The sequence below is a fragment of the Micromonospora sp. NPDC047738 genome (genome assembly GCF_040642675.1).
GTDB lineage: Bacteria > Actinomycetota > Actinomycetes > Mycobacteriales > Micromonosporaceae > Micromonospora.
Genome location: NZ_JBEYSO010000003.1, coordinates 210,972 through 231,208, shown reverse-complemented (window position 1 = coordinate 231,208; position 20,237 = coordinate 210,972). Strand labels below are relative to the sequence as shown.

The 20,237-nt window shown below is 72.5% G+C and carries 22 protein-coding genes; 16 read left to right on the top strand and 6 right to left on the bottom strand.

Going from position 1 to position 20,237, the window contains the following annotated elements; translation table 11 throughout:
- The first annotated feature begins 387 nt into the window (after positions 1-387).
- Both lipA and ABZ783_RS07215 read left to right on the top strand, forming a co-directional pair.
- The gene (lipA, locus tag ABZ783_RS07220; RefSeq protein WP_357434995.1) at positions 388-1,434 is read left to right on the top strand and encodes a lipoyl synthase; all 1,047 of its coding nucleotides are present in this window, start codon (positions 388-390) and stop codon (positions 1,432-1,434) included.
- 106 nt (positions 1,435-1,540) lie between these two features.
- Entirely contained in the window at positions 1,541-3,400 is a 1,860-nt protein-coding gene (locus ABZ783_RS07215) for a DUF423 domain-containing protein (RefSeq protein WP_357434993.1), read from the top strand.
- Between the two features lie 10 nt (positions 3,401-3,410).
- On the opposite strand, the gene ABZ783_RS07210 is transcribed toward ABZ783_RS07215, so the two are convergent.
- Positions 3,411-6,575 carry an AAA family ATPase gene (locus ABZ783_RS07210; protein WP_357434991.1) on the bottom strand — a complete coding sequence of 1,055 codons (3,165 nt, stop codon included), beginning with the start codon at positions 6,573-6,575 and terminating at the stop codon, positions 3,411-3,413.
- A complete protein-coding gene (locus ABZ783_RS07205; protein WP_357434989.1) occupies positions 6,572-6,742 on the bottom strand; it encodes a hypothetical protein in 171 nt (56 codons plus the stop codon). Before ABZ783_RS07205 ends, ABZ783_RS07210 begins: the two co-directional genes overlap by 4 nt.
- Before the next feature lie 211 nt (positions 6,743-6,953).
- Between ABZ783_RS07205 and ABZ783_RS07200 the strand changes: the two genes are divergently transcribed.
- Positions 6,954-7,643 carry a DUF4191 domain-containing protein gene (locus tag ABZ783_RS07200; RefSeq protein WP_073833683.1) on the top strand — a complete coding sequence of 230 codons (690 nt, stop codon included), beginning with the start codon at positions 6,954-6,956 and terminating at the stop codon, positions 7,641-7,643.
- Positions 7,644-7,711: 68 nt separating this feature from the next.
- On the opposite strand, the gene ABZ783_RS07195 is transcribed toward ABZ783_RS07200, so the two are convergent.
- On the bottom strand, positions 7,712-8,092 hold the full coding sequence (locus ABZ783_RS07195) for an RDD family protein (protein ID WP_357435305.1): 381 nt from the start codon (positions 8,090-8,092) through the stop codon (positions 7,712-7,714).
- Between the two features lie 319 nt (positions 8,093-8,411).
- Here ABZ783_RS07195 and glnA point away from each other — a divergent pair, with 319 nt between their 5' ends.
- Complete coding sequence (glnA, locus tag ABZ783_RS07190; RefSeq protein WP_357434986.1) at positions 8,412-9,836, top strand: type I glutamate--ammonia ligase; 1,425 nt, start codon at positions 8,412-8,414, stop codon at positions 9,834-9,836.
- Between the two features lie 30 nt (positions 9,837-9,866).
- On the opposite strand, the gene ABZ783_RS07185 is transcribed toward glnA, so the two are convergent.
- Both ABZ783_RS07185 and ABZ783_RS07180 read right to left on the bottom strand, forming a co-directional pair.
- Positions 9,867-10,943: a site-specific integrase gene (locus ABZ783_RS07185; protein ID WP_357434984.1), complete on the bottom strand. Its 1,077-nt coding sequence runs from the start codon at positions 10,941-10,943 to the stop codon at positions 9,867-9,869.
- On the bottom strand, positions 10,943-11,560 hold the full coding sequence (locus ABZ783_RS07180; RefSeq protein WP_357434982.1) for a helix-turn-helix domain-containing protein: 618 nt from the start codon (positions 11,558-11,560) through the stop codon (positions 10,943-10,945). Before ABZ783_RS07180 ends, ABZ783_RS07185 begins: the two co-directional genes overlap by 1 nt.
- A gap of 109 nt (positions 11,561-11,669) precedes the next feature.
- Here ABZ783_RS07180 and ABZ783_RS07175 point away from each other — a divergent pair, with 109 nt between their 5' ends.
- The 8 genes from ABZ783_RS07175 (at position 11,670) to ABZ783_RS07140 (ending at position 15,427) form a co-directional block, all read left to right on the top strand.
- Positions 11,670-11,858, top strand: coding sequence for a helix-turn-helix domain-containing protein (locus ABZ783_RS07175; RefSeq protein WP_357434981.1), 189 nt, complete (start codon positions 11,670-11,672; stop codon positions 11,856-11,858).
- Positions 11,859-11,958: 100 nt separating this feature from the next.
- Positions 11,959-12,207, top strand: coding sequence for a hypothetical protein (locus ABZ783_RS07170; RefSeq protein WP_357434979.1), 249 nt, complete (start codon positions 11,959-11,961; stop codon positions 12,205-12,207).
- Positions 12,204-12,632, top strand: a complete 429-nt coding sequence (locus ABZ783_RS07165; RefSeq protein WP_357434977.1) for a hypothetical protein — start codon at positions 12,204-12,206, stop codon at positions 12,630-12,632. Before ABZ783_RS07170 ends, ABZ783_RS07165 begins: the two co-directional genes overlap by 4 nt.
- Complete coding sequence (locus ABZ783_RS07160; protein WP_357434976.1) at positions 12,629-13,015, top strand: hypothetical protein; 387 nt, start codon at positions 12,629-12,631, stop codon at positions 13,013-13,015. The genes ABZ783_RS07165 and ABZ783_RS07160 overlap by 4 nt, the downstream gene beginning before the upstream one ends.
- 90 nt (positions 13,016-13,105) lie before the next feature.
- A complete protein-coding gene (locus ABZ783_RS07155) occupies positions 13,106-14,050 on the top strand; it encodes a hypothetical protein (RefSeq protein ID WP_357434974.1) in 945 nt (314 codons plus the stop codon).
- Entirely contained in the window at positions 14,047-14,628 is a 582-nt protein-coding gene (locus ABZ783_RS07150) for a hypothetical protein (protein WP_357434972.1), read from the top strand. The genes ABZ783_RS07155 and ABZ783_RS07150 overlap by 4 nt, the downstream gene beginning before the upstream one ends.
- Positions 14,629-14,634: 6 nt before the next feature.
- Positions 14,635-14,889 carry a hypothetical protein gene (locus ABZ783_RS07145; RefSeq protein WP_357434970.1) on the top strand — a complete coding sequence of 85 codons (255 nt, stop codon included), beginning with the start codon at positions 14,635-14,637 and terminating at the stop codon, positions 14,887-14,889.
- Positions 14,890-15,034: 145 nt separating this feature from the next.
- Entirely contained in the window at positions 15,035-15,427 is a 393-nt protein-coding gene (locus ABZ783_RS07140; RefSeq protein ID WP_357434968.1) for a hypothetical protein, read from the top strand.
- Between the two features lie 599 nt (positions 15,428-16,026).
- Here the strand turns inward: ABZ783_RS07140 and ABZ783_RS07135 are convergent.
- Positions 16,027-16,134, bottom strand: a complete 108-nt coding sequence (locus ABZ783_RS07135; RefSeq protein WP_357435303.1) for a hypothetical protein — start codon at positions 16,132-16,134, stop codon at positions 16,027-16,029.
- A gap of 684 nt (positions 16,135-16,818) precedes the next feature.
- Here ABZ783_RS07135 and ABZ783_RS07130 point away from each other — a divergent pair.
- From ABZ783_RS07130 to ABZ783_RS07115, 4 genes are all read left to right on the top strand, one after another.
- Positions 16,819-18,045 carry a phage portal protein gene (locus ABZ783_RS07130; RefSeq protein WP_357434967.1) on the top strand — a complete coding sequence of 409 codons (1,227 nt, stop codon included), beginning with the start codon at positions 16,819-16,821 and terminating at the stop codon, positions 18,043-18,045.
- Entirely contained in the window at positions 18,042-18,188 is a 147-nt protein-coding gene (locus ABZ783_RS07125; RefSeq protein WP_357434966.1) for a hypothetical protein, read from the top strand. The genes ABZ783_RS07130 and ABZ783_RS07125 overlap by 4 nt, the downstream gene beginning before the upstream one ends.
- The gene (locus tag ABZ783_RS07120; protein ID WP_357434965.1) at positions 18,188-18,763 is read left to right on the top strand and encodes an HK97 family phage prohead protease; all 576 of its coding nucleotides are present in this window, start codon (positions 18,188-18,190) and stop codon (positions 18,761-18,763) included. Before ABZ783_RS07125 ends, ABZ783_RS07120 begins: the two co-directional genes overlap by 1 nt.
- 175 nt (positions 18,764-18,938) lie before the next feature.
- Positions 18,939-20,234, top strand: a complete 1,296-nt coding sequence (locus ABZ783_RS07115) for a phage major capsid protein (protein ID WP_357434964.1) — start codon at positions 18,939-18,941, stop codon at positions 20,232-20,234.
- Positions 20,235-20,237 lie beyond the last annotated feature (3 nt).

Here is a 20,237-nt window from a genome sequence, read left to right as displayed (position 1 = left end):
AATCGCAACGCGATCCCCGGGAGGTGTGGGCGAGCGGGATCCTCGCGGTGCCACCACACCTTCGCCCCCGCCGGAGCGGGAGCCTCGTTCGTCGCCCGTGACGGGGGCCAGCCGGCGGGCTCTACTGGGCGCGGTGAGCGGGGTCACCCGCTCCACCGGAGGCGTGGAGAGGGGCCCTGCCGGGCACGAGCGCCGTTCTTCCCGCAGCTCGGGAGGGTCTTCACGCGCCGGCGCCAGACCGCCTTCCAGCAACCGGCGGCTCTCTGCGCTGGCGGGTCGGCGCGCTACTCGGCTCCGTCGCAGCTTTGCCGGCACGTTAGCACCCCGTACCGGCCCCTGTGACGACCTTTTTTCACCGCCGGTGTCCGGTGTCACAACATCTGCGGCGTGACGCCGGTCGCCCGACGTTCATCGACGGCCACCGTCCGGCGTAGGCTCGGATTCGTGACGATCGAGCACTCCACGCCGACGACCCCGCAGGCTGGCCGCACCGCGACCGCGGCACCCGAGGGGCGGCGGCTGCTGCGGATCGAGGCGCGCAACGCCGAGACGCCGATCGAGCGCAAGCCGCCGTGGATCAAGGTCAAGGCCAAGATGGGGCCGGAGTACACCCAGCTGCGCGGGCTGGTCTCGCGCGAGGGGCTGCACACCGTCTGCCAGGAGGCCGGCTGCCCCAACATCTACGAGTGCTGGGAGGACCGGGAAGCCACCTTCCTCATCGGTGGCGACCAGTGCACCCGGCGCTGCGACTTCTGCCAGATCGACACCGGCAAGCCGGCCGAGTTCGACGCCGACGAGCCGCGCCGGGTCGCCGAGTCGGTGGCCGCGATGGGCCTGCGCTACGCGACCATCACCGGCGTCGCCCGCGACGACCTGCCCGACGGCGGCGCCTGGCTCTACGCCGAGACGGTCCGGCAGATCCACGCCCTCCAGTCCGGGTGCGGCGTCGAGCTGCTGATCCCCGACTTCAACGCGGTCCCGGAGCAGCTCGCCGAGGTCTTCGGGTCGCGGCCCGAGGTGCTGGCGCACAACGTGGAGACCGTGCCGCGGATCTTCAAGCGGATCCGGCCGGCGTTCCGCTACGAGCGCTCCCTCGACGTGATCCGCCAGGCCCGGGCCGCCGGCCTGGTCACCAAGAGCAACCTGATCCTCGGCATGGGCGAGGAGCGGGCCGAGGTGTCCCAGGCGCTGCGCGACCTGCACGAGGCCGGCTGCGAGCTGATCACCATCACGCAATACCTGCGCCCCTCCCCCCGGCACCACCCGGTCACCCGCTGGGTCAAGCCGGAGGAGTTCGTCGAGCTGCGCGAGGAGGCCGAGGAGATCGGCTTCGCCGGCGTGATGAGCGGCCCGCTGGTCCGCTCGTCGTACCGGGCCGGGCGCCTCTACCAGCAGGCGCTCGCCGCCCGCGAGGGCGTCCCCGCCGCCGGCTGAGGCCCGGCCGCCGGCACGGACCGCGCCACCCGCCGGCTGCGTCCGGGCGGGGGCGCCGGCCGTGTCACCCGCCGCCGGCCACCGCCCGGATGCCATGATCGCAGGCATGACCGCCGGGGTACGCCAGGAGCCACGCGAGGGCGCCCGCCCGCGCCCGCCCCTGCGGCCCCGGCTGCCGGTGCTGCTCGCGCTGCTCGTCGGGCTGGCCGGGGTCGGATACCGGCTGGCGCTGCTGCTCGCCGACGCCCCGCCCACCAACAGCGACGAGGCGACGATGGGCCTGGCCGCCCTGCACATCGCCCGCGGGCAGGACTTCCCGGTCTGGTTCTACGGGCAGGCGTACATGGGGACGCTGGAGGCGTACCTGGCCGCGCCGCTGGTCGCCCTCGCCGGACCGTCGGTGCTCGCGCTGCGGCTGCCCACCCTCGCGCTCTACGCACTCTTCCTCGCCCTGTCCTGGCGGCTCACCCGCCGGCTCGGCGGAGATGCCTGGTTCGCCCTGCTGGTCGTCGGCTTCCTCGCGCTCGGCTCGGACCGCGTCGTCAAGAACCAGCTCATCGCCGGGGGCGGCTACCCCGAGCTGAACCCGGCCGGAGTCGCGCTCGCCCTGCTCACCGTGGGGTTGTGCGCCGGCGGCTCGGCCCGACCCGCCCGCGGGTCGGGGCGGCGCGCCGGCGGGTCGGGGCGGCCGACGTCCAGCCGCGCCGCGCCTCCGGGCCCGGACGCGCGCACCGTCGATGCCGATCCCAGCCGCCCACGGCCCGGGGCGCGACTGCTCCGGTGGGCGGCCTGGGGGCTGGTGTCCGGGCTGATGCTCTGGGTCGACCCGCTGCTGCTGCCGTACATCCTCGGGACCGGCGCGGTGCTGGTGGCCCGCCGCCGGCGGGAGCTGGCCGGCCGGGCCGGGCTGGTGGTGGCCGGCACGCTGCTGCTGGGCGCGGCGCCGATGCTGCTGGACAGCCTCCGGCACGGCCGCAACCCGCTGGCCGCGGTCCTGGCCGCCGGCGGCGGGGACGCGGCGGCAGGCTGGGGCGAGCGGCTGTACGGCGGCCTGGTGCTCGGGCCGCCGCTCGGCATGGGCTTCTGCTCGCCGAGCCACTGCGCCGGCTGGCAGCTCTGGTGGGCCGTCGCGTTCCCGGTGCTGCTGCTGCTCGGGGCGGTGGCCGCCTGGCGCACCCTCCGCACGCCGGTGGCGCCTGCCGCCGGCACGGGACCCGACGACGATTCGGGCGGCGCGGACGAGCGGCGGGTCTCGGGGGCGGTGCGGCTGGCGCTGCTCGCCGGAGCGGCGGCCGTGCTGGCGGCGTACACGGTGAGCAGCTCGGCCGGGCAGACACCGGTGGAGAGCGCCCGCTACCTCTCCTGCCTGGCGGTCGCCACGCCCGCCCTGCTCTGGCCGCTGTGGCAGCTCCCTTTTCCACGCCAGTTCGGCGATCTGGCGGTGTCCGGGTCGGTCGGACGACACCGCCTCGCCGATGTGGAGTCGACCAGCGCCGAGCCGGCCGGCGGACTCGGGCCGGCGGAGGGCGGCCGGCGCGCCCGGGTGGCGGCCCTGGCGGCGGTCGCCGTGCTGGCCGCCATGCTCGGTACGGCGGGGGTCGCCACCGCCGGGGCGATGGCCCGGATACCGGCCATCCACGCCGAGGCCGAGCGGCACCGCGCGCTCGTCGACACCCTCGGCGGGCTGGGCGTACGGCACGTGCGCGGCGGCTACTGGACCTGCAACCGGCTCACCTTCGCCACCGGGGAGGACGTGGTCTGCGCGGTGGTCGACGACGAACTACGCCCGGGCTTCGACCGGCTGCCGAGCTACCGGCGGGCGGTGACGGCCGATCCGGGCGCGGCCTGGGTCGCGCCGGCCGGCTCCCCGCTGGCCGCCCGGCTCGAACAGCGGCTCGGCCCCGGCCCGGGCGCCCTCGACGTGGTCACCGTCGCGGACTGGCGGATCTACCTCCCCCGCCCCTGACCCGGGCGGGTCAGCGCGGGGTGGGGTCCAGCAGGCCGAGGCGGTGGGCCAGCGCGGCCGCCTCCACCCGGTTGCTCACGTCCAGCTTGGCGATGATCCGGGACACGTGGACGCTGGCCGTCTTCGGCGAGATGAAGAGCCGCTCGGCGATCCGGCTGTTGCTGTGTCCCTCGGCGACCAGCCGCAGCACCTCCTGCTCGCGGCTGGTGAGCAGGTCCGGCCCGGGACGGCCACCGCCGCGCAGCCCGACCCGGCGGGCCAGGACGGCGGCCTGCTCGCCCAGCGGGGTGGCGCCGAGCCGGGCGGCGATGTCGCCGGCCTCGCGTACCGCGGCGGCGACGCTGTCCCGTTCGCCGGCGGAGGCGGCCGCCTCGGCCAGCCCGAGCAACGCCCGGCCCAGCGGGTACGGCTGCCCGACCGCCCGCCACTGCGCCACCGCCGCCTGCCAAGCCGCCAACGCCACGCCGCCACCGACAGCAGGAGCGCCGGCACCAGCCAGGATCGCGGTGACCTGGGCGGCGTGTGCCTGTTCCGCCGGGTAGCGGACGGGCAGGGCGGCGGCCACGGCGGACACCTCACCGGCCAGTTCGGCGTCGCCGGCCAGCGCGGCGGTCCGCGCCGCGGCGCCGAGCACGGGCCACCCCTCGCGGGGCAGGTCGAGCAGGCGCTCGTCGGCCAGGGCGGCCCGGCTCGCCTCGAGCGCCGCCGTCTTGTCGTCGGCCGCGAGGGCGGCCTCGATCCGCAGCTCGCGCAGCGGCAGCCGGTGGTTCGGCCAGAGGTACGGCCGGGCCAGGAAGGCCAGCGCCCGCCCGACCAGCTCGTCGGCGGCGGGGTGCGCCCGGGCCAGCCGCAGCCCGGCGCGGAGCTGCAGCCAGTGCAGCCCGGAGACACCCGGCGGGTCGATCCGGGCCGCCTCGGCGCAGGCCGCGTCGGCCTCGTCCCAGCGCCCCAGGGCGATCAGCGCCTCGGCCCGGTTCGACAGCAGGTACGCCCCGATGGAGCGGCTGATCCCGACCCGGCGCGCTTCGGCCACCCCGGCCACGGCCGCCTCGGCCGATTCCTGGTAGCTGCCCAGCTCGTAGAGCACGTCGGAGAGGTAGACCAGGGCGCTGACCAACGCCGGCGCGTTGTCGGTCGCCCGGGCCCGGGCCTCCGCCTGGCGCAGCTCGGCCAGCCCGAGGTCCGGCGTCTGGTCGGTGCGGCGGAGCATGGCGATCCGGGTGGGCAGCAGGACCAGGTCCGCCCCGATCGCCTCGGCGCCGGCCATCGCCTCGGCCGCCACCGAGGCGGCCTGTTTCGGATCGACCTTCATCAGGTGTGCCGCGATGTCGGCGAGCAGACCCACCCGCTCCGGCCCGTCCGGCACCCCGGCCGCCAGCCGATACGCCTCACCAAGCTCGGCCGCACCGTCGCTCTTGCCGAGCAGCGCCAGGAGTCGGCCACGCTGGTCGAGCAGGCGGGCCGCGCGCAGCGGCTCGGCGTCGGCGTCCACCTCGGCCAGCGCGGCCCGGGTGAGGGTGAGGGCCCGGCTGAGGTCGCCGGCCGTGGTGGCCGCGCCCAGCGTCTCCTCCAGCACCCGCAGGTGGTCCATGCCGAGCCGCTCGGCAGCGTCGGGCACCAGCTCCCACAGTTCGAGGACCCGTTCCAGCAGCCGGCTCTGCTCGGCGTACGCGTACCGGTCGGCGGCGGCGCAGGCGGCGACGCGGGCGGCGATCAGGGCGCGCGGGTGGTCGTGTGCCGCGTACCAGTGGTGGGCGATCTCGGCCGGGGCGCGGCCGGCAGCCACCAGGTGCGGCTGCGCCTCGATCGCGGCGGCGTACCGGGCGTGCAGCCGGGCGTGCTCGCCGGGGAGCAGTTCGTCGTGCACGGCCTCCCGGACCAGGGCGTGCCGGAACTCGTAGTCGCCGTCCGGGTCGGCCACCACGAGTTGGGCGGCCACGGCGGCGCGCAGCGCGTCCTCCAGCTCGGGCTCGGGCAGGCCGGCGACCTCGGCGAGCAGCTCGTGGGCGAAGCGGGTGCCACCGGCGGCGGCGATCCGCAGCACCCGCTGGGCCGGCTCGGGCAGCCGGTCCACCCGGGCCAGCAGCAGGTCGCGCAGGGTCTCCGGCAGCACCGCGCAGCCGACGGGGTCGCCGGCGGCGGCCAGCTCCTCGATGAAGAACGGGTTGCCCTGGGTACGGCGGTGCACGTCGTCGACGGCCCGCGGGGGCGGCTCGGTGCCGAGCAGGTCGGCGAGGATGGTGGCGGTGCCGTCCCGGTCGAGCCGGCTCAGCTCGACCCGGTCCACCCCGCGCGCCCGGTCCAGCTCGGCGAGGAACGGCCGCAGCGGGTGGCCACGGTGCAGCTCGTCGGTGCGGAAGGTGCAGACCAGCAGCAGGCGGGCGGCGCGGGCGGCCCGCACCAGGAAGCCGATCAGGTCGCGGGTGGACCGGTCGGCCCAGTGCAGGTCCTCGATGACCAGCACCAGCGGCCGTTCCTCGGCGATCCGCCGGAACAGGTCGGCGACCAGGTCGAACAGGTAGCCGCGCGGGGTGTCCGAGACGGGCAGGCCGGTGGGCGCGGCGACGCCGGCCGGCACCCGGGCCAGCTCGGGCAGCAGCCGGGCGAACTCCGCCTCGTACCCGGCGAAGGCGGCCGGGCCGTCACGGCGCAGCACCTCGCGCAGCGCGGCGGCGAACGGTGCGAAGGGCAGGCCGGCCTCGCCCAGCTCCAGGCACTGGCCGACCAGCACCCGCGCCCCGGCGGCGCCGGCCTGGGTGCCGAACTCCTCCAGCAGCCGGGTCTTGCCGACGCCGGCCTCGCCGCCGACCAGGACGGTGGCGGGCTCCCCGGCCCGGGCCCGGCCGAACGCGTCGCGCAGCCCGGTCAGCTCCGGCTGGCGGCCGACGAGGACGGTGCTGGTGGCGCGTGCGGTCACGGCATCGAGCATGCCACGACGGGCGCCGGCACCGTCCCGGCCGACCGGTCGGACTGCCCGGCCGCCGGCCGCCGGTCCGGCCGCCCCCGTGGCGGCCGGACCGGTGCCGTCCGGAGGTCCCCCGTCCCGTCGGGTGGCGGCCGGCCCGGGTGCGGTCGGCACCGGGCCGGCCGGGGACGCCGCCGGACCGGGCATCGCGGTCCCGTCCCGGTCGGCCGGGGCGGTCGCCGCGACGGCCGGCGCGGCGAGGGTGGTCACCGGCGGCCGTCGACGGTACGGGCGGCCTGGTGCCGGCGGCCGAGCCAGCTGCGCGGGTGGCGGCGGGGCAGCGACCGGGCGAGCCGGTCGCGGGCCGCGTCGGCCTGGAGCTCGGCGGCGTGGCTGCGGTGGATGGCGAGCAGGAGCTCTGCGTCGTTACCGAACATCTCGGTTTCCCCTGTCGTGCGGTGTCGTTTCGCGGTCGACACTGACTTTCCGCGCGAAGGTGCCCCCGGGGCATGAGTCCCCTGCCTGATCTTCGGCGTCGCCCCCTCCTTACCGGGACGGCTCAGGGGGCGGACGGCGGCGTAAGGTACTCAGCCGCGGAGGGCCGGCCGGGAATCAACGGGTGGCGGGGCGCCCACTAGACTCTCAGGCATGGCAAAGCCCCAGGAGAAGGTCTCGTTCGGCCAGCGGCTGAAGCAGATCGGGATGGTGTTCCGGTTCACCGCCAAGCAGGACCGGTGGTTCGCGCCGCTGGTCGCCGCGGCGGTGCTGATCCCGCTCGCGCTCACCGTGGTCGCGGTCATTCTCTATGGCTGGCTCTGGCTGCCGATCGGCATCCTGCTCGCGCTGCTCGCCGTGCTGATCGTGCTCAACCTGAGGTCCAACACGGCGATGATGAGCGCCGCCGAGGGGCAGCCCGGCGCGGCGGCGCAGATCATGGAGAGCATGCGGGGCGACTGGCGGGTCACCCCGGCCGTCAGCTCCACCACCCAGATGGACATGGTCCACCTGGTGCTCGGCCGTCCCGGCGTGATCCTGCTGGCCGAGGGCAACCCGCAGCGCGTCCGCGGCCTGCTGGGCCAGGAGAAGCGCCGGCTGGCCAAGGTGATCGGCACCGCCCCCCTGCACGACTACGTGATCGGCCAGGGCGAGGACGAGCTGCCGATCCGCAAGCTGCGCACCACCCTGATGCGGCTGCCCCGCTCCCTCTCCCCCAAGGACGTCAACGCCCTCGACAAGCGGCTCAAGGCGCTCACCGCCCGCCCGCAGATGCCCAAGGGCGCGATCCCCAAGAACATGCGGCCGCCGCGCGGCGCGTTCCGCCAGACCCGGGGTCGCTGACCCCTGCCGTACGCGTGAAGGAGCCGGACCCGCACGGGCCCGGCTCCTTCGTCGTCGGGGCGACCGGGTCAGCGGGGGGCGGCGACGATCACCGAGCCGGTGAGGCGGTCGTGCAGCCCGCGGCGGTGCTCGTCCATGATCACGGCGGGCACCACGAGGGCGAGCAGCACGCCGCGAAGCAGGGCCCGGACCAGCCCGATCCGTCCGCCGTCGGCCCAGGCCAGGCACCGGATCCTCGTGACGTACATGCCGGGGGTCTGGGCGAAGAGGCCGAGGAAGAGGGCGTATTCCAGGACCAGCACCAGGACCGGGGCCCAGCCGTCCCGCGCCGGGTCGGCGAAGAGGTTGGAGATCAGCAGGCAGAGCACCCAGTCGATGACCAGCGCGCCGAAGCGGCGGCCGAGGCTCGGGGGTGTGAAGGTCGGGTCCGCGGCGGGCGGCACCGGCACGGCGGCGGTATCGGTCACAGCGGTCAAGGGTAGCCAGGCGCCCCGCCGGGGCCGGGACGGGCGCGGTGACCAGGGGTGTAGGTCACTGCCCGGGTACGCCGGTTCGGCGCGGAGCGGGGAATCGGACCAAAGCCGTCAATTGGCACCACACCACTACAGCGAGTATCGTCCGAACGGAGACTGACCGGCACCTGAGTGGCCGAGATGACGCTCCGCGAGGGACGTAACACGGCGGAAACAGGGGAGACACGGCCGGGCAACTCCACGGTCATACCGTCGCCAGGAGCCAGCCACCGGAGTGGACCTGCCAGGAGGACGTGTGTTCGCCAATCCCGAGGAACTCCTGCGATACCTCAAGAACGAGGACGTGAAGTTCGTCGACGTACGTTTCTGTGACCTGCCCGGCGTGATGCAGCACTTCAACCTGCCGGTCGAGTCCGTCGACGACGCGCTCTTCACCGACGGCCTCGCGTTCGACGGTTCGTCGATCCGTGGCTTCCAGGCGATCCACGAGTCGGACATGCTCCTGCTCCCCGACGTCGCGACCGCCTTCATCGACCCGTTCCGCGCGCAGAAGACCCTCGCGCTGAACTTCTTCATCCACGACCCGTTCACCCGGGAGGCGTACTCCCGGGACCCGCGGAACGTGGCGAAGAAGGCCGAGGCGTACCTGGCGGCCAGCGGGATCGCCGACACCGCGTACTTCGGCGCCGAGGCGGAGTTCTACATCTTCGACTCGATCCGCCACGAGACCTCCGCGCACCGGTCGTTCTACTACATCGACTCCATCGAGGGCGCCTGGAACACGGGCCGCGAGGAGGAGGGTGGCAACCGCGGCTACAAGACCGCCTACAAGGGCGGCTACTTCCCGGTGCCGCCGGTCGACCACTTCGCCGACCTGCGCGACAAGATCGTCCGCCGCCTGGTCGACAACGGCTTCACGGTCGAGCGGTCGCACCACGAGGTGGGCACCGCCGGCCAGTCGGAGATCAACTACAAGTTCTCCACCCTGCTGCACGCGGCCGACCAGCTCCAGCTCTTCAAGTACATCGTGAAGAACGAGGTCTGGGCGAACGGCAAGACCGCCACCTTCATGCCGAAGCCGCTCTTCGGTGACAACGGCTCCGGCATGCACACCCACCAGAGCCTGTGGCTGAACGGCGAGCCGCTGTTCTACGACGAGACCGGCTACGCGGGCCTGTCCGACACCGCTCGCTGGTACATCGGCGGCCTGCTGCACCACGCGCCGTCGCTGCTGGCGTTCACCAACCCGACGGTCAACTCGTACCGCCGGCTGGTGCCGGGCTTCGAGGCACCGGTCAACCTGGTCTACTCGCAGCGCAACCGCTCCGCCTGCACCCGTATCCCGGTCACCGGCAGCAACCCGAAGGCCAAGCGGGTCGAGTTCCGGGTGCCGGACCCGTCCAGCAACCCCTACCTCGCCTTCTCGGCGATGATGATGGCCGGTCTGGACGGCGTCAAGAACAAGATCGAGCCCCCGGCGCCGATCGACAAGGACCTGTACGACCTGCCGCCGGAGGAGTGGGGCGACGTCAAGCAGGTGCCGGGCTCGCTGCCGGAGGTGCTCGACGCGCTCGAGGCCGACCACGACTACCTGCTCGACGGCGGCGTCTTCACGCCGGACCTGATCTCCACCTGGGTGTCGTGGAAGCGGGCCAACGAGGTCGACCCGGTGCGGCTGCGCCCGACCCCGCACGAGTTCGCCATGTACTTCGACTGCTGAGCCTGATCATGCCGCTGACCTGCGGTAGGGCTAGGCGATCACCTCCCTAGTCCGCAGGGAGTCCGCACGAGCCACCAGGACCGCGTCCACCGCGGACCTGGTGGCTTCGTCGGTGTCGGGGAACAGGTGGCCGTACGTGTCGAGCGTCGTCGTCGCCGACCCGTGCCGTAGCCGCGCCTGCACGACCTTGACGCTGGCGCCCGACTCGATCAACAGGCTGGCGAAGAAGTGCCGGCAGTCGTGGAACCGGAACCCGTCCGGCAGGCCGGGCACCCGCGTCCGGGCGTCGCGTACGGCCCGCTCCAGGGCCCACGGGCCGAGCTGGGTGCCGTCGTCGCCGGTCAGGATGGTGTCGGCCCGCCACTGCGCCACGTGCGCCGACAGCTCGACCGCGAGCGTCCGCGAGATCGGGATCGGCGTCTTGGAGGTCTCCGTCTTGAGCGGCAGCGCCGGGTACTGCACCGCCGGCGCGATGACGCCACGCATGAAGTCGACGTCGGCCACCCGCAGCCCGCACGCCTCGGCGGTCCGCAGGCCGGCGAACGCGCCCAGCAGGATCGCCGCCCGGTACCGCTCCGGCATCGCGTCGTACAGGCCCCATATCTGCTCGGTGGTGGCCACGTACGCCCGCTGCTTCGCCCGGCCAGGCGAGGTGCGCCGCGAGCACGGCGACCGCGGCACGATTCCGTCATGGACGGCGTCGGAGAAGATCTGCGCCAGGCGGTTGTGCAGCGCGTAGACGTACGACGCCGACAGCCCGGAGTCGCGCAGCTTGGTAGTCCACGCCTTGACGTGGGACGGCCGGACCGCGCCCAGGCGCATCGGGCCGAACGCCGCCACGATCTGCGCCACGTGCACCCTGCCCTGCCGGACGGTCGACGCGCGCCGGGTGCCGTACCCGTCGAGCCAAACCTGGCACCACTCGGCGACCGTCGTCTTGGCCGTCTTCGGGTCGACGTGCGTGCCGGTCACGAGCGCCGCAGTTGCCTCGTCGAGCCACTTCTGGGCGTCGACCTTCCGGACGAAGTGCTTCGCGTGCTCCTTGCCGGCCTCGTCGCGGTACCGGGCCCGGTACTTTCCGTCGGGGCGCTTCTGGATGCTGGCCATCAGGACTCCCTGCGGGAGCCGTGGCGGGGCTGGGCCGGACCGAAGCCGCGCTCCCTGTCCGCATTGATCTTCGCTGCCTCAAGTTTCAGTCGCGCCTGCTCGCGCTCGAACGCGCGGATCCTCGATTCCTCGACCTCAGGGTCGACGCGCTGATTGGTGGCCTTGTCGGCGTCCTCGTACGCCGTCACCAGGACTTGCAGCTCTTCAAGCTGGGCCTGCATGTCAAAGAAGCGGCGCTCGGCTTGCGCCAAATCCTCCACCGCTTGATCCGCGCGCCGACGAGCAATGAGGAGACGCTCGTACTGCTCGGCCGCCTGCGCCCTCACGTTGACGAGCCGCTCCCGAGCCTGCTCGTACTTCTCTCGAGTCAGGCCACCGCCGGCCCCACCCCCGTACTGATGGACGCTGAGTCCGAGGACCTGGGCGAGTGCCGACACCTCGTTGAGACGAATCGGGCGCTTGCCCTGCTCCAGTCGCGCCATGGCAGTCGAGCTCAGTTCGATGCCCGACGCTGCGCGCAGCGCGGCGCGGAGTCGCTCCTGAGTCCACCCCTGCGCCTCCCGCGCTGCGCGGACCTGAGCGCCGAATCGTTCCTCTGCCGTCTGCTCTTGCGTCACGCGCAATAACGCTAGTTGCGTTGGGCGCTTGCGTCAAGCGTACAGGTGTGCTTAGTCTTTGCGTATCACGCAACCGATCATGTTGCGCTCTACGCCTGGAGAGTCCCAAGTGGAGAAGTACCTCACCACGGAAGAGTTCGCCGAGGCCGCCCGGACGGCACCCAGCACCATCAGGTACTGGCGGCACATCGGCCGAGGCCCGCAGGGCGTCAAGCGAGGCAAGCGCGTGCTCTACCCGGAGAGTGCCGTGGCTGCCTGGCTATCCGGCGAGGACGAGCAGGTCAAGGCGAGCGCCTGACGTGACCAGCAGCAATCAGCCCCTGGCCCTGCGCAGAAACGACGACCGGCCGCCGGTGGGCGGCGGCCGGGTCATCACAACAGGTCCCCTAGGAGGACTCATGGAGAAGATACCCGACAGGCGCCTGATCCGACGTCTCCGGTTCGAGATCGGCGTGCTCGCCGTCGTCGGCACCGCGTTGATCGCCGCCGCGGTCTGGTGGACCGCCACCGTCGCCACCGGGCAGCAGCACGGCGCCCTGGCGGTTGTCCTGGTCGCCGTGTTCGCCGCGGAGGCGATGTTCGGCTGCTTCGGCATGGTCATCGGGATCGGCGACTGCCGGAACCAGATCCGGCAGGCACGCCGGTGAGCGCGCCGGAGGGCCGCGAGGAGCGGTACGCGCGGATCAAGGCCGCAGAGCAGGCCGCCCGCGACTACCGGGCCACCCTGGCGCCGATCGACCCGAACGCGCTGAAGCTGGCGATGGGCGGCGCGTCCACGTACGACGAGCACGGCAACCCGGTCTGTGGTCGCTGCGAGCGGGACGAACCCGTCGGTCTGGTCTTCGGCGTGATCATCGACGGGGTTAGCAAGCTCTGCAAGGACTGCATTGAGTCGGTCGGTCGGCGTGGTGAGGCGCTGGCGATGCTGGTCGAGGCCGTCGAGGACCTGGACTCGGCGATTGCGTACGCCTCGCCAGAGGACCGGGTCGAGCTGCTCGGCGCCGCCGGCGTGATGGTCACTCAGTGGGTGGCAAGGGCGCGCGGGTTGTCCGGGGTGGTGAGCGTCGAGTGAGCGCCGCAGGCGCCCACGTCCAGGGTGACCTGTTCGACCCTGCCGCGGCGGTGAGGGACGAGCGGGAGTCCGTGCTGACCCCTGCGGAGAAGTTCGAGCAGTTCCATGCAGACAACCCGGCCGTCTACGCCACCCTCTGCCGGCTCGCCCGGGAGTGGGTTGACCGTACGGGCCGCCGGAAGATCGGCATCGGGGCGCTGACCGAGCGGTGCCGGTGGGAGATCGCGCTCGCGACGAACGATCCCGAATTCAAGATCAATAACAACCATCGGGCGTTCTACGCCCGGCTCATCATGCGCGACGAACCCGATCTTGCCGACCTCTTCGAGCTGCGCAAGTCGATGGCCGACGAGTGGGATCAGCCCACCAGCAAGGCCGCCTGACCGGCGGGCCACGGCCCCGGAGGGCAGTCCGGGCCGTGGTCCAGCCGCCAACCCTCCTACAGCACCACCAGTAGACCAGGAAGGCACGACGTGGCCCGGATCCGCTCCATCAAGCCCGAGTTCTGGAAGAGCGAGGCGATCGCCGCGCACACCTTCCGGGCCCGGCTCACCTTCATCGGGCTATGGACGTACGTCGACGACAACGGCGTCGGCATCGACAACCCGAAGCTCGTCGCCGCTGAGCTATTCGCCTTGGAGGACGACCCTCGCGAGGCCCTCGCGAACGTTCGCGAGGATCTCGCGAGGCTTCACGAGGCCGGCCGAATCCGTCGCTACACCGTCGACGGCAAGGCATACCTGGCCATCGTCAACTGGCAGGAGCACCAGAAGATCGACAAGCCCGGAAGGCCCCGCTACCCGGAGCCCGACGACCCCCGCGCCGTGCACGTCGAACCTGCGACCAGCGCAAACACGAATCCTCCCCGGCCTGTGGCGGAACCCTCGCGAGACCCTCGCGAAGCCGTCGCGGAACCCCCGTGCCTGGATCAGGGATCAGGGAACAGGGAACAGGGAACAGGGGACCACCCGCCGCCGCTCGCTCCGCTCGACGGCACCGGCGAGCCCGACGACGTCATCGACGGCGAGATCGTCGACACCCAGACCCACCTCGCCGCCGTTCCCGACCTCCCCGACGGGGAACCCGCCAACGCCGGCCAGATCACCAGGCAATGGATCGACCACTGCACCGCCAACGACGTGAAGCTCACCGGCCAGGTCATCAAGCGGTACGGCGCCGGCATCAAACGGGCTCTCGACGAGAAGTTCCCGCCCGCGCTCATCAAGACCGCGCTTGCGCAGATGCTCACCGACCGGGTGGCCTCCCGGCCTGCCCTGCTCGACAACTACCTGATCCGCGCCCAGCAAGGCCCCGAGCTGCCACCCCAACGCGCCTCCCGCACCGAGGCGTCCATGGCCCGCACCGGTACCAGCTCCACCGCAGCCCTCATCCGCGACGCACTGACGAGGCCCGCATGAACCACAACGAGACCCAGGCGCTCACCACCATCCTGTTCACCGCCTACGACCGGCCCAAGCCGGACGGCATCGACGACATCTGGTACGCGGCCATGACGGACGTGCCGTTCGACCTGGCGCGCCTCGCCGCCGTCCAGCTCATCCAGTCGTCCACGTTCCTGCCGAAGGTCGCCGAGATCCGCCAGCGTGCCGCCGATCTGTCCCGGGAGCGGCGCCGCATCGCCCGGGAGGCGGAGGAGCGCAAGGAGATCGAGGCGTACGCCGCCAACGCCGGTCCGCTGCGTGACCGGTCCGCCGAGATCCAGGCGTTCGTCGGCCAAGTTCGCACCATCATCCCTGATGGCGACCGTGAGGCGCTGATGCCGCGGGCCGTCGCGTGGGAGCGGGAGCACCGCCACCACCAGCGCCAGATCGAAGCCGTCCCCAACCCGGCGTACGACCCGACGATGCAGCCCGTCCGGGAGTGGTCGGCCACGAAGGGCAAGGCGGAGGGCGCGTGGTGGGAGGACACCGACGCCCGGGAGCGGCATGCCAAGACCCTGCTGGCCGAGGCAGGCCGACTCCGCTCTGAGGGCTGACGCAAGGTGAGCAAGTCGTGGGCCAAGGGCAGCACCCGGGCATGGCGTAGAACCCGCGCCCAGGTGCTCGCGCGTGACGGGCATCGCTGCCAGCTCAAGCTCCCCGGCTGCACCACGGTGGCCACCCACGTGCACCACGTGCGAGGCAAGCAGCACGGCGACGACGAGGCGTACCTCGTGGCCAGCTGCGAGCACTGCAACCTCTCGACCGGCGACGTCAGCGGACACGATCCCGCGCCGGAGCCGCGAACCCGCTGGTGACGGGCCGAGTCGTCCGATTTTTTCCGGGCGACCCGGCCCCCACGGACACCCGCGCCCTGTCTTTCTCCCCCCGCGGCACCCGGCCCGGCGCGACGTCGCTGGTGCGGGTACCCCGTACCGGTATCCTGATGGTCGGAGGTGAGCTATGGCGGTCGGGAACGCGCGACTTCGGTCCGCAGATGCCCTGATCTCCCCGGATGTTGCCGAGACGCTCGCGAACCTGACCGATCTCACCGACACGGACGCCGCCGCGGTGAAGCTGGCACGGCAGTACGCCGCCGCGATCGACAACGCCGCGCTGCTCGCCGCCGCGCTCGATGAGATTCCGTACGACGAGGATCTTGTGAAGCAGGTCGCTGCGTTGGCCGCGAAGGTCGAGGCGCAGCGGGTCCTCGAAACCATCGGGCCGAAGCTGCTCCAAGCCCTAGATGCCCTCGGCGCCACCCCGAAAGCCCGCGCCGCCCGCAAGGGAGGTGCATCCAGTGCCCCGCGCCAAGGCAAACTCCAAGCCCTCCGCGCCGCTCGTCGGCCGGCGTGAGCCGCGGCTGTCGACGGAACCGCTGCGCCGGCTGACCCGGTCGACGTCGCACGGGTACGAGGTCATCGACTTCGCCCGCGACGTGCTCGGCGAACCGCTGCTGCCGTGGCAGGAAGAGCTGGTCATCCGCGCCCTGGAGCTGAACCGCGACGGCACCTACCGGTTCCGGGTGATCCTGTCGCTGGTCGCCCGGCAGTCCGGCAAGACCCACGTCTCCCGGGTCATCGCGCTGTGGAAGCTGTACGTCGACGGTGCCCGGCTGGTGCTCGGCGTCGGCCAGGACGTGTCGCTGGCCCGCGAGGTGTGGTCGGCGTGCATCGACACCATCAAGACCGTGCCGGAGTTGGCCGCCGAGCTGGACACGGTGCGCCGGGTCAACGGTGACGAGTGGTTCCGGCTGACCAACGGCGCCCGGTACAAGATTGCGGCGGCGAACCGGTCCGCCGGCCGTGGCCTGTCGGTGGATCACCTGAACATGGACGAGATCCGCGAGCAGCGTTCCTGGGATGCCTGGTCGGCGCTGTCGAAGACGACGAACGCGCGCCCGTTCGCCCAGATCTGGGCCATCAGCAACGCGGGCGACGACGAGTCCGTGGTGCTCAACCACCTGCGGGAGGCGGCGCTGGCTGGCAGCGACCCGTCGGTCGGCATCTTCGAGTGGTCGGCGCCGGACGGCTGCGACCTCGACGACCCGGAGGCGTGGGCACAGGCCAACCCGGGGCTGGGGCACACGGTCAGCGAGCAGGCGATCCGCTCGGCGCTCAACACGGACCCGCCGGCGGTGTTCCGCACCGAGGTGCTCTGCCAGCGCGTCGACGCGCTCGACTCGGCGGTGGACCTGCAGGCGTGGAAGGCGTGCAAAGACGCCGCCGGCAGCCTGGAGTCGGTGCGCGACCGAGTGGTGGCTTGTGTCGACGTCGCCCCGGACGGCCAGCACGTCACCCTCGCCGCCGCCGCGGTCCTCCCCGACGGCCGGGTGCGTACCGAGGTGGTGGCCGCCTGGTCGTCGACTGACGAGGCCCGGTTCAAGCTCGGCCCGATGCTGGAGCGGGTGAACGCCGCCGCGGTCGCCTGGTATCCGTCCGGGCCGGCCGCCGCGCTCGCCCCCACGCTGCGCGGCATGAACGCGATCGAGATCAAGGGCGGCGCCGTGGCGGAGGCGTGCCAGACGTTCGCCGACCTGGTCGCGTCCCGCCGCATCGTGCAACCCGGCGACCCGCTGTACGACGCGCACGTGGCCGGGGCGCAGAAGCTGCGGCAGGGCGACGGGTGGCGGTTCGTGCGCCGCGGCGCCGGCCACGTTGACGCCGCGTACGCGGGCGCCGGTGCCGTCCACACCGCGCTGACCCTGCCGGTGGAGAAGCCCAAGCCGCGATCGGCGGTGTTCTGAGATGAGGACCATGAGAAACCCGATGGCGTGGCTCGGGAAGCTGCTGAACCGGTCGACGCAGTACACGGCGACGGACACGGTGACCGGCGAGTCGCAGACGTTCACCATCCTCGACAACATCGCCCCCGACTGGTCGACGTCCGGCTACCGGGGCGGCATGTCCATTCCCGGCGGTTGGCGGGCCGCGGTGCTCATCTCCGACCTGCTCGGGTCGGTGCCGTGGCACGCCTACCGGCAGTACGGCGGTAACCCGCTGGAGCTGCTCGACCCGACGCCGCCGCTGCTGGAGCAGCCAAACCCGCCGGACACCCGCATGACCACGTTCTCGTCGTGGGCGCTGGACCTGATCTGGGAAGGCAATGCGATCGGTGTGGTCGCCGCCCGCAACGCGCAGGGCTGGCCGACTGCGGCGATCCCGGTGTCGGCGTCAACGGTCGGGATTCGGCGGATCACCGAGCCGGGCATGTCGCATATCCCCGTCGGCGAACTGGAGTACTCGGTTGGCACCATGCGGCTGTCCGCGTACGACGTCATCCACATCAAGGGCCCCTGCCAGCCGGGCGCCCTGCGCGGCATGGGCGTCCTCGAGGCCCACCTCAGCACGCTGAACCTCTCGCATGAGCAGAACCGGCAGGCCCGGGCTCTGTCCCGGCACGGCGTGCCCACCGGCTTCCTGAAGTCCGACAACCCGGATCTCACCGAGACGGAGGCGAAGCAGCTCAAGGAGAAGTGGCTGGCGTCGCAGCGCGACCGCACCATCGCCGTGCTGAACTCCACCACCTCGTTTGAGCCGCTGTCGTGGAACCCGGATGAGCTGCAACTGGTCGAGGCGCGCCGGTTCAGCCTCACCGACTTTGAGCTCATGTTCGGGCTGCCGGTCGGCTGGCTCGGCGGCATGAACTCCGCCCGCCAGTACTCCAACATCGAGCAGGACGCGGTGAACCTGCTGAAGTTCACCCTCGGCGGACACCTGGCCCGGTTCGAGCAGACCCTGTCGCTGGCGTTCCCGCGCGGCACCACCGTCAAGGCGAACCTGGACGCGATCCTGCGCGCCGACACCCTCACCCGCTACCAGGCGCACGCCATCGGCCTCGACAAGGGCTTCCTGACCAACGACGAGGTGCGGGCACTGGAGAACCGGGCGCCGCTGCCTGAGCCCGAGAAGCCGACCACCCCGCCGCCACCGCCAGCCGCCGACCCGAACCCCGATGAGGAGCCGCAGCCGTGACCGTCAAGACCAGGACCACGAAGACCACCGCCAAGCCGGCCGAGTGCGCCGTCGCCGACTGCAAGAGCGAACCGACCAAGCGGGGCCTGTGCACCCCGCACTACGACACCCACCGCGGCCTGGCCACCCCCGAGGAGAACTGATGAGCGAGCTGCTGCACCGGTCGTTCACCCCGGACCTTGAGGTCCGCTCCGGCGGTGACGGTCGCACCATCTACGGCATCGCCGTGCCCTGGGAAGCCCCGCAGCGCATCGACGACAAGCTCACCGAGCAGTTCGCCCGGGGGGCGTTCAACCACCAGCTGCGCGCCGCGAACCGGGTGCGGGTCGCCCGGGAGCACGTCACCCTCGGCGGCACCCTGATCGGCGCCATGCAGACCATGCGCGACGACGCGGCCGGCCTGTACGTCGAGCTGCGTGTCAGCCGCACCCCGGTCGGTGACGAGACGCTGGAGCTGGTGCGCGACGGGGCGCTGCGGGACCTGTCGATCGGCTTCCGGGAGCGGCAGAACCGGCGCCTGTCCGGCGGCATCCTGGAGCGGGTCTCCGCCGACCTGTTCGAGGTGGCCGTGGTCATGGCGGGCGCGTACGGGGAACTGGCCACCGCGGCCGGCGTCCGCTCGGCCGACACCGGCGGCTGCTCGTGCAACGCTGCGCGGCGGCTTGACGTCGCCGCCCAGGTGCTCGCCGGGCTGCCGGTGCTCCCACCCGCCGCGTGACTACGCCTACCCGGCAGGGGTATGCGCTACAGTTGACTACGGACGACACCGGCACCCCGGCTACGGCTGGCCGCACCTCCGCCTCTCACTGAAGCGGACACCCGGCACGGCACGGTAGGGCGGCACCCCGGTCACTCGCGAAGAAACCGTTCGCATTGACCGAGGGGAACCACCCGTGAACCCGTACCTTGCCCGTCTGCGTGACCAGTACGAGGGGCTGCGCTCCGGCATCGAGGGCCTGCAGACCCGCGCCGCCGAGGAGAACCGTGACCTGACCGAGGAGGAGCTGCGCTCGGTCAAGGAGCAGGGCGACCAGGCGAAGACGCTCGCCAAGCAGATCGAAGACCTGACCGAGATCGAGACCCGCAACGCGCAGGTCGCCGCGATGGCCGGGAAGATCACCACCGCCACGTCGGGCGAGCAGAACCGCGCCGTCGGCGGGGCGACCACCCGTGACCGCGACCCGGGCCACTACACCCAGGGCGGCGAGTTCTCGTTCTTCGGCGACATGTACCGCAGCAAGGCGACCGGCGACGAGGACGCCGCCCGCCGGCTGCTGGAGCACAACCGGGCCCTGGCGACCGGCGCGGCCGGTGCTGGCGTGGTGCCACCGCGGTGGCTGACCGACGAGTACGCCGCGCTGGCCCGGCAGGGGCGTGCGCTGGCGAACGCGGTCCGCAACATCCCGCTCGGCAGTGACCCGCGCCCGCTGACCCTGCCGAAGCAGTCCACCGGCGCCGACTCGGCGAACCCTGCCCAGCAGGCCAACGAGAACGACCCCACCCCGTCGGCAGACAAGTGGGGCTCCAACGTCGACACGGTGGTGCCGAAGCCGACCCGCGGCAAGCAGGTCGTCTCCCGGCAGATGCTGGACATGGCCAGCCCGGCCATCGACCTGCTGATCTACGGCGACCTGCTCGCCGAGTACAACCGGCAGGTGGAGGCCGCGGTCGGCGCGGCGCTGGTCACCGCGTCCGGTGCCGCGCTCCAGACGTTCGCCACCGAGGCCGCGTTCACCGGCACCGCGCCGGCCGTGCCCGCACAGGACGCGGTGATCGACGCGGCCATCGCCGTGTGGAACGCCCGCAAGGCGCCCGCCGACGTCCTCGCGATGTCGATCAACCGGTGGGGCAAGTTCAAGAAGCTGCGGGACACCACCGGCCGTCCGCTGATCCCCACCGAGTCCGCGGGCCCGGTCAACGTGGCTGGCGTCGGCGACGTGAAGGCCGCCGGTGTCATCGAGGGCCTGGCGGCCGTGGTCACCGAGAGCACCGCCATCGGCTCCTACCCGGACAACTTCCTGGTGCTGCGCGGCTCGGACACGCTGCTGTTCGAGTCGAACATGATGCGGTTCCGCTACGAGGAGAAGTCCGGGCCGGAGAGCGTCGAGCTGGGCGTGTGGGCGTACACCGCGGTGCTGGTCCGCTACGCCGGTTCGTCCTCGAAGCGCGTCGCGATCACCGCGGCCTGATCG

Excerpts from the sequence above, each read along its gene's own strand:
- ABZ783_RS07215 (WP_357434993.1), top strand. The coding sequence starts at position 1,541 with ATGACCGCCGGGGTACGCCAGGAGCCACGCGAGGGCGCCCGCCCGCGC.
- ABZ783_RS07120 (WP_357434965.1), top strand. The coding sequence starts at position 18,188 with ATGAGCGAGCTGCTGCACCGGTCGTTCACCCCGGACCTTGAGGTCCGC.
- ABZ783_RS07205 (WP_357434989.1), bottom strand. The coding sequence starts at position 6,742 with ATGTTCGGTAACGACGCAGAGCTCCTGCTCGCCATCCACCGCAGCCAC.
- ABZ783_RS07185 (WP_357434984.1), bottom strand. The coding sequence starts at position 10,943 with ATGGCCAGCATCCAGAAGCGCCCCGACGGAAAGTACCGGGCCCGGTAC.
- ABZ783_RS07130 (WP_357434967.1), top strand. The coding sequence starts at position 16,819 with ATGAGGACCATGAGAAACCCGATGGCGTGGCTCGGGAAGCTGCTGAAC.
- ABZ783_RS07170 (WP_357434979.1), top strand. The coding sequence starts at position 11,959 with ATGGAGAAGATACCCGACAGGCGCCTGATCCGACGTCTCCGGTTCGAG.
- ABZ783_RS07200 (WP_073833683.1), top strand. The coding sequence starts at position 6,954 with ATGGCAAAGCCCCAGGAGAAGGTCTCGTTCGGCCAGCGGCTGAAGCAG.
- ABZ783_RS07150 (WP_357434972.1), top strand. The coding sequence starts at position 14,047 with ATGAACCACAACGAGACCCAGGCGCTCACCACCATCCTGTTCACCGCC.
- ABZ783_RS07140 (WP_357434968.1), top strand. The coding sequence starts at position 15,035 with ATGGCGGTCGGGAACGCGCGACTTCGGTCCGCAGATGCCCTGATCTCC.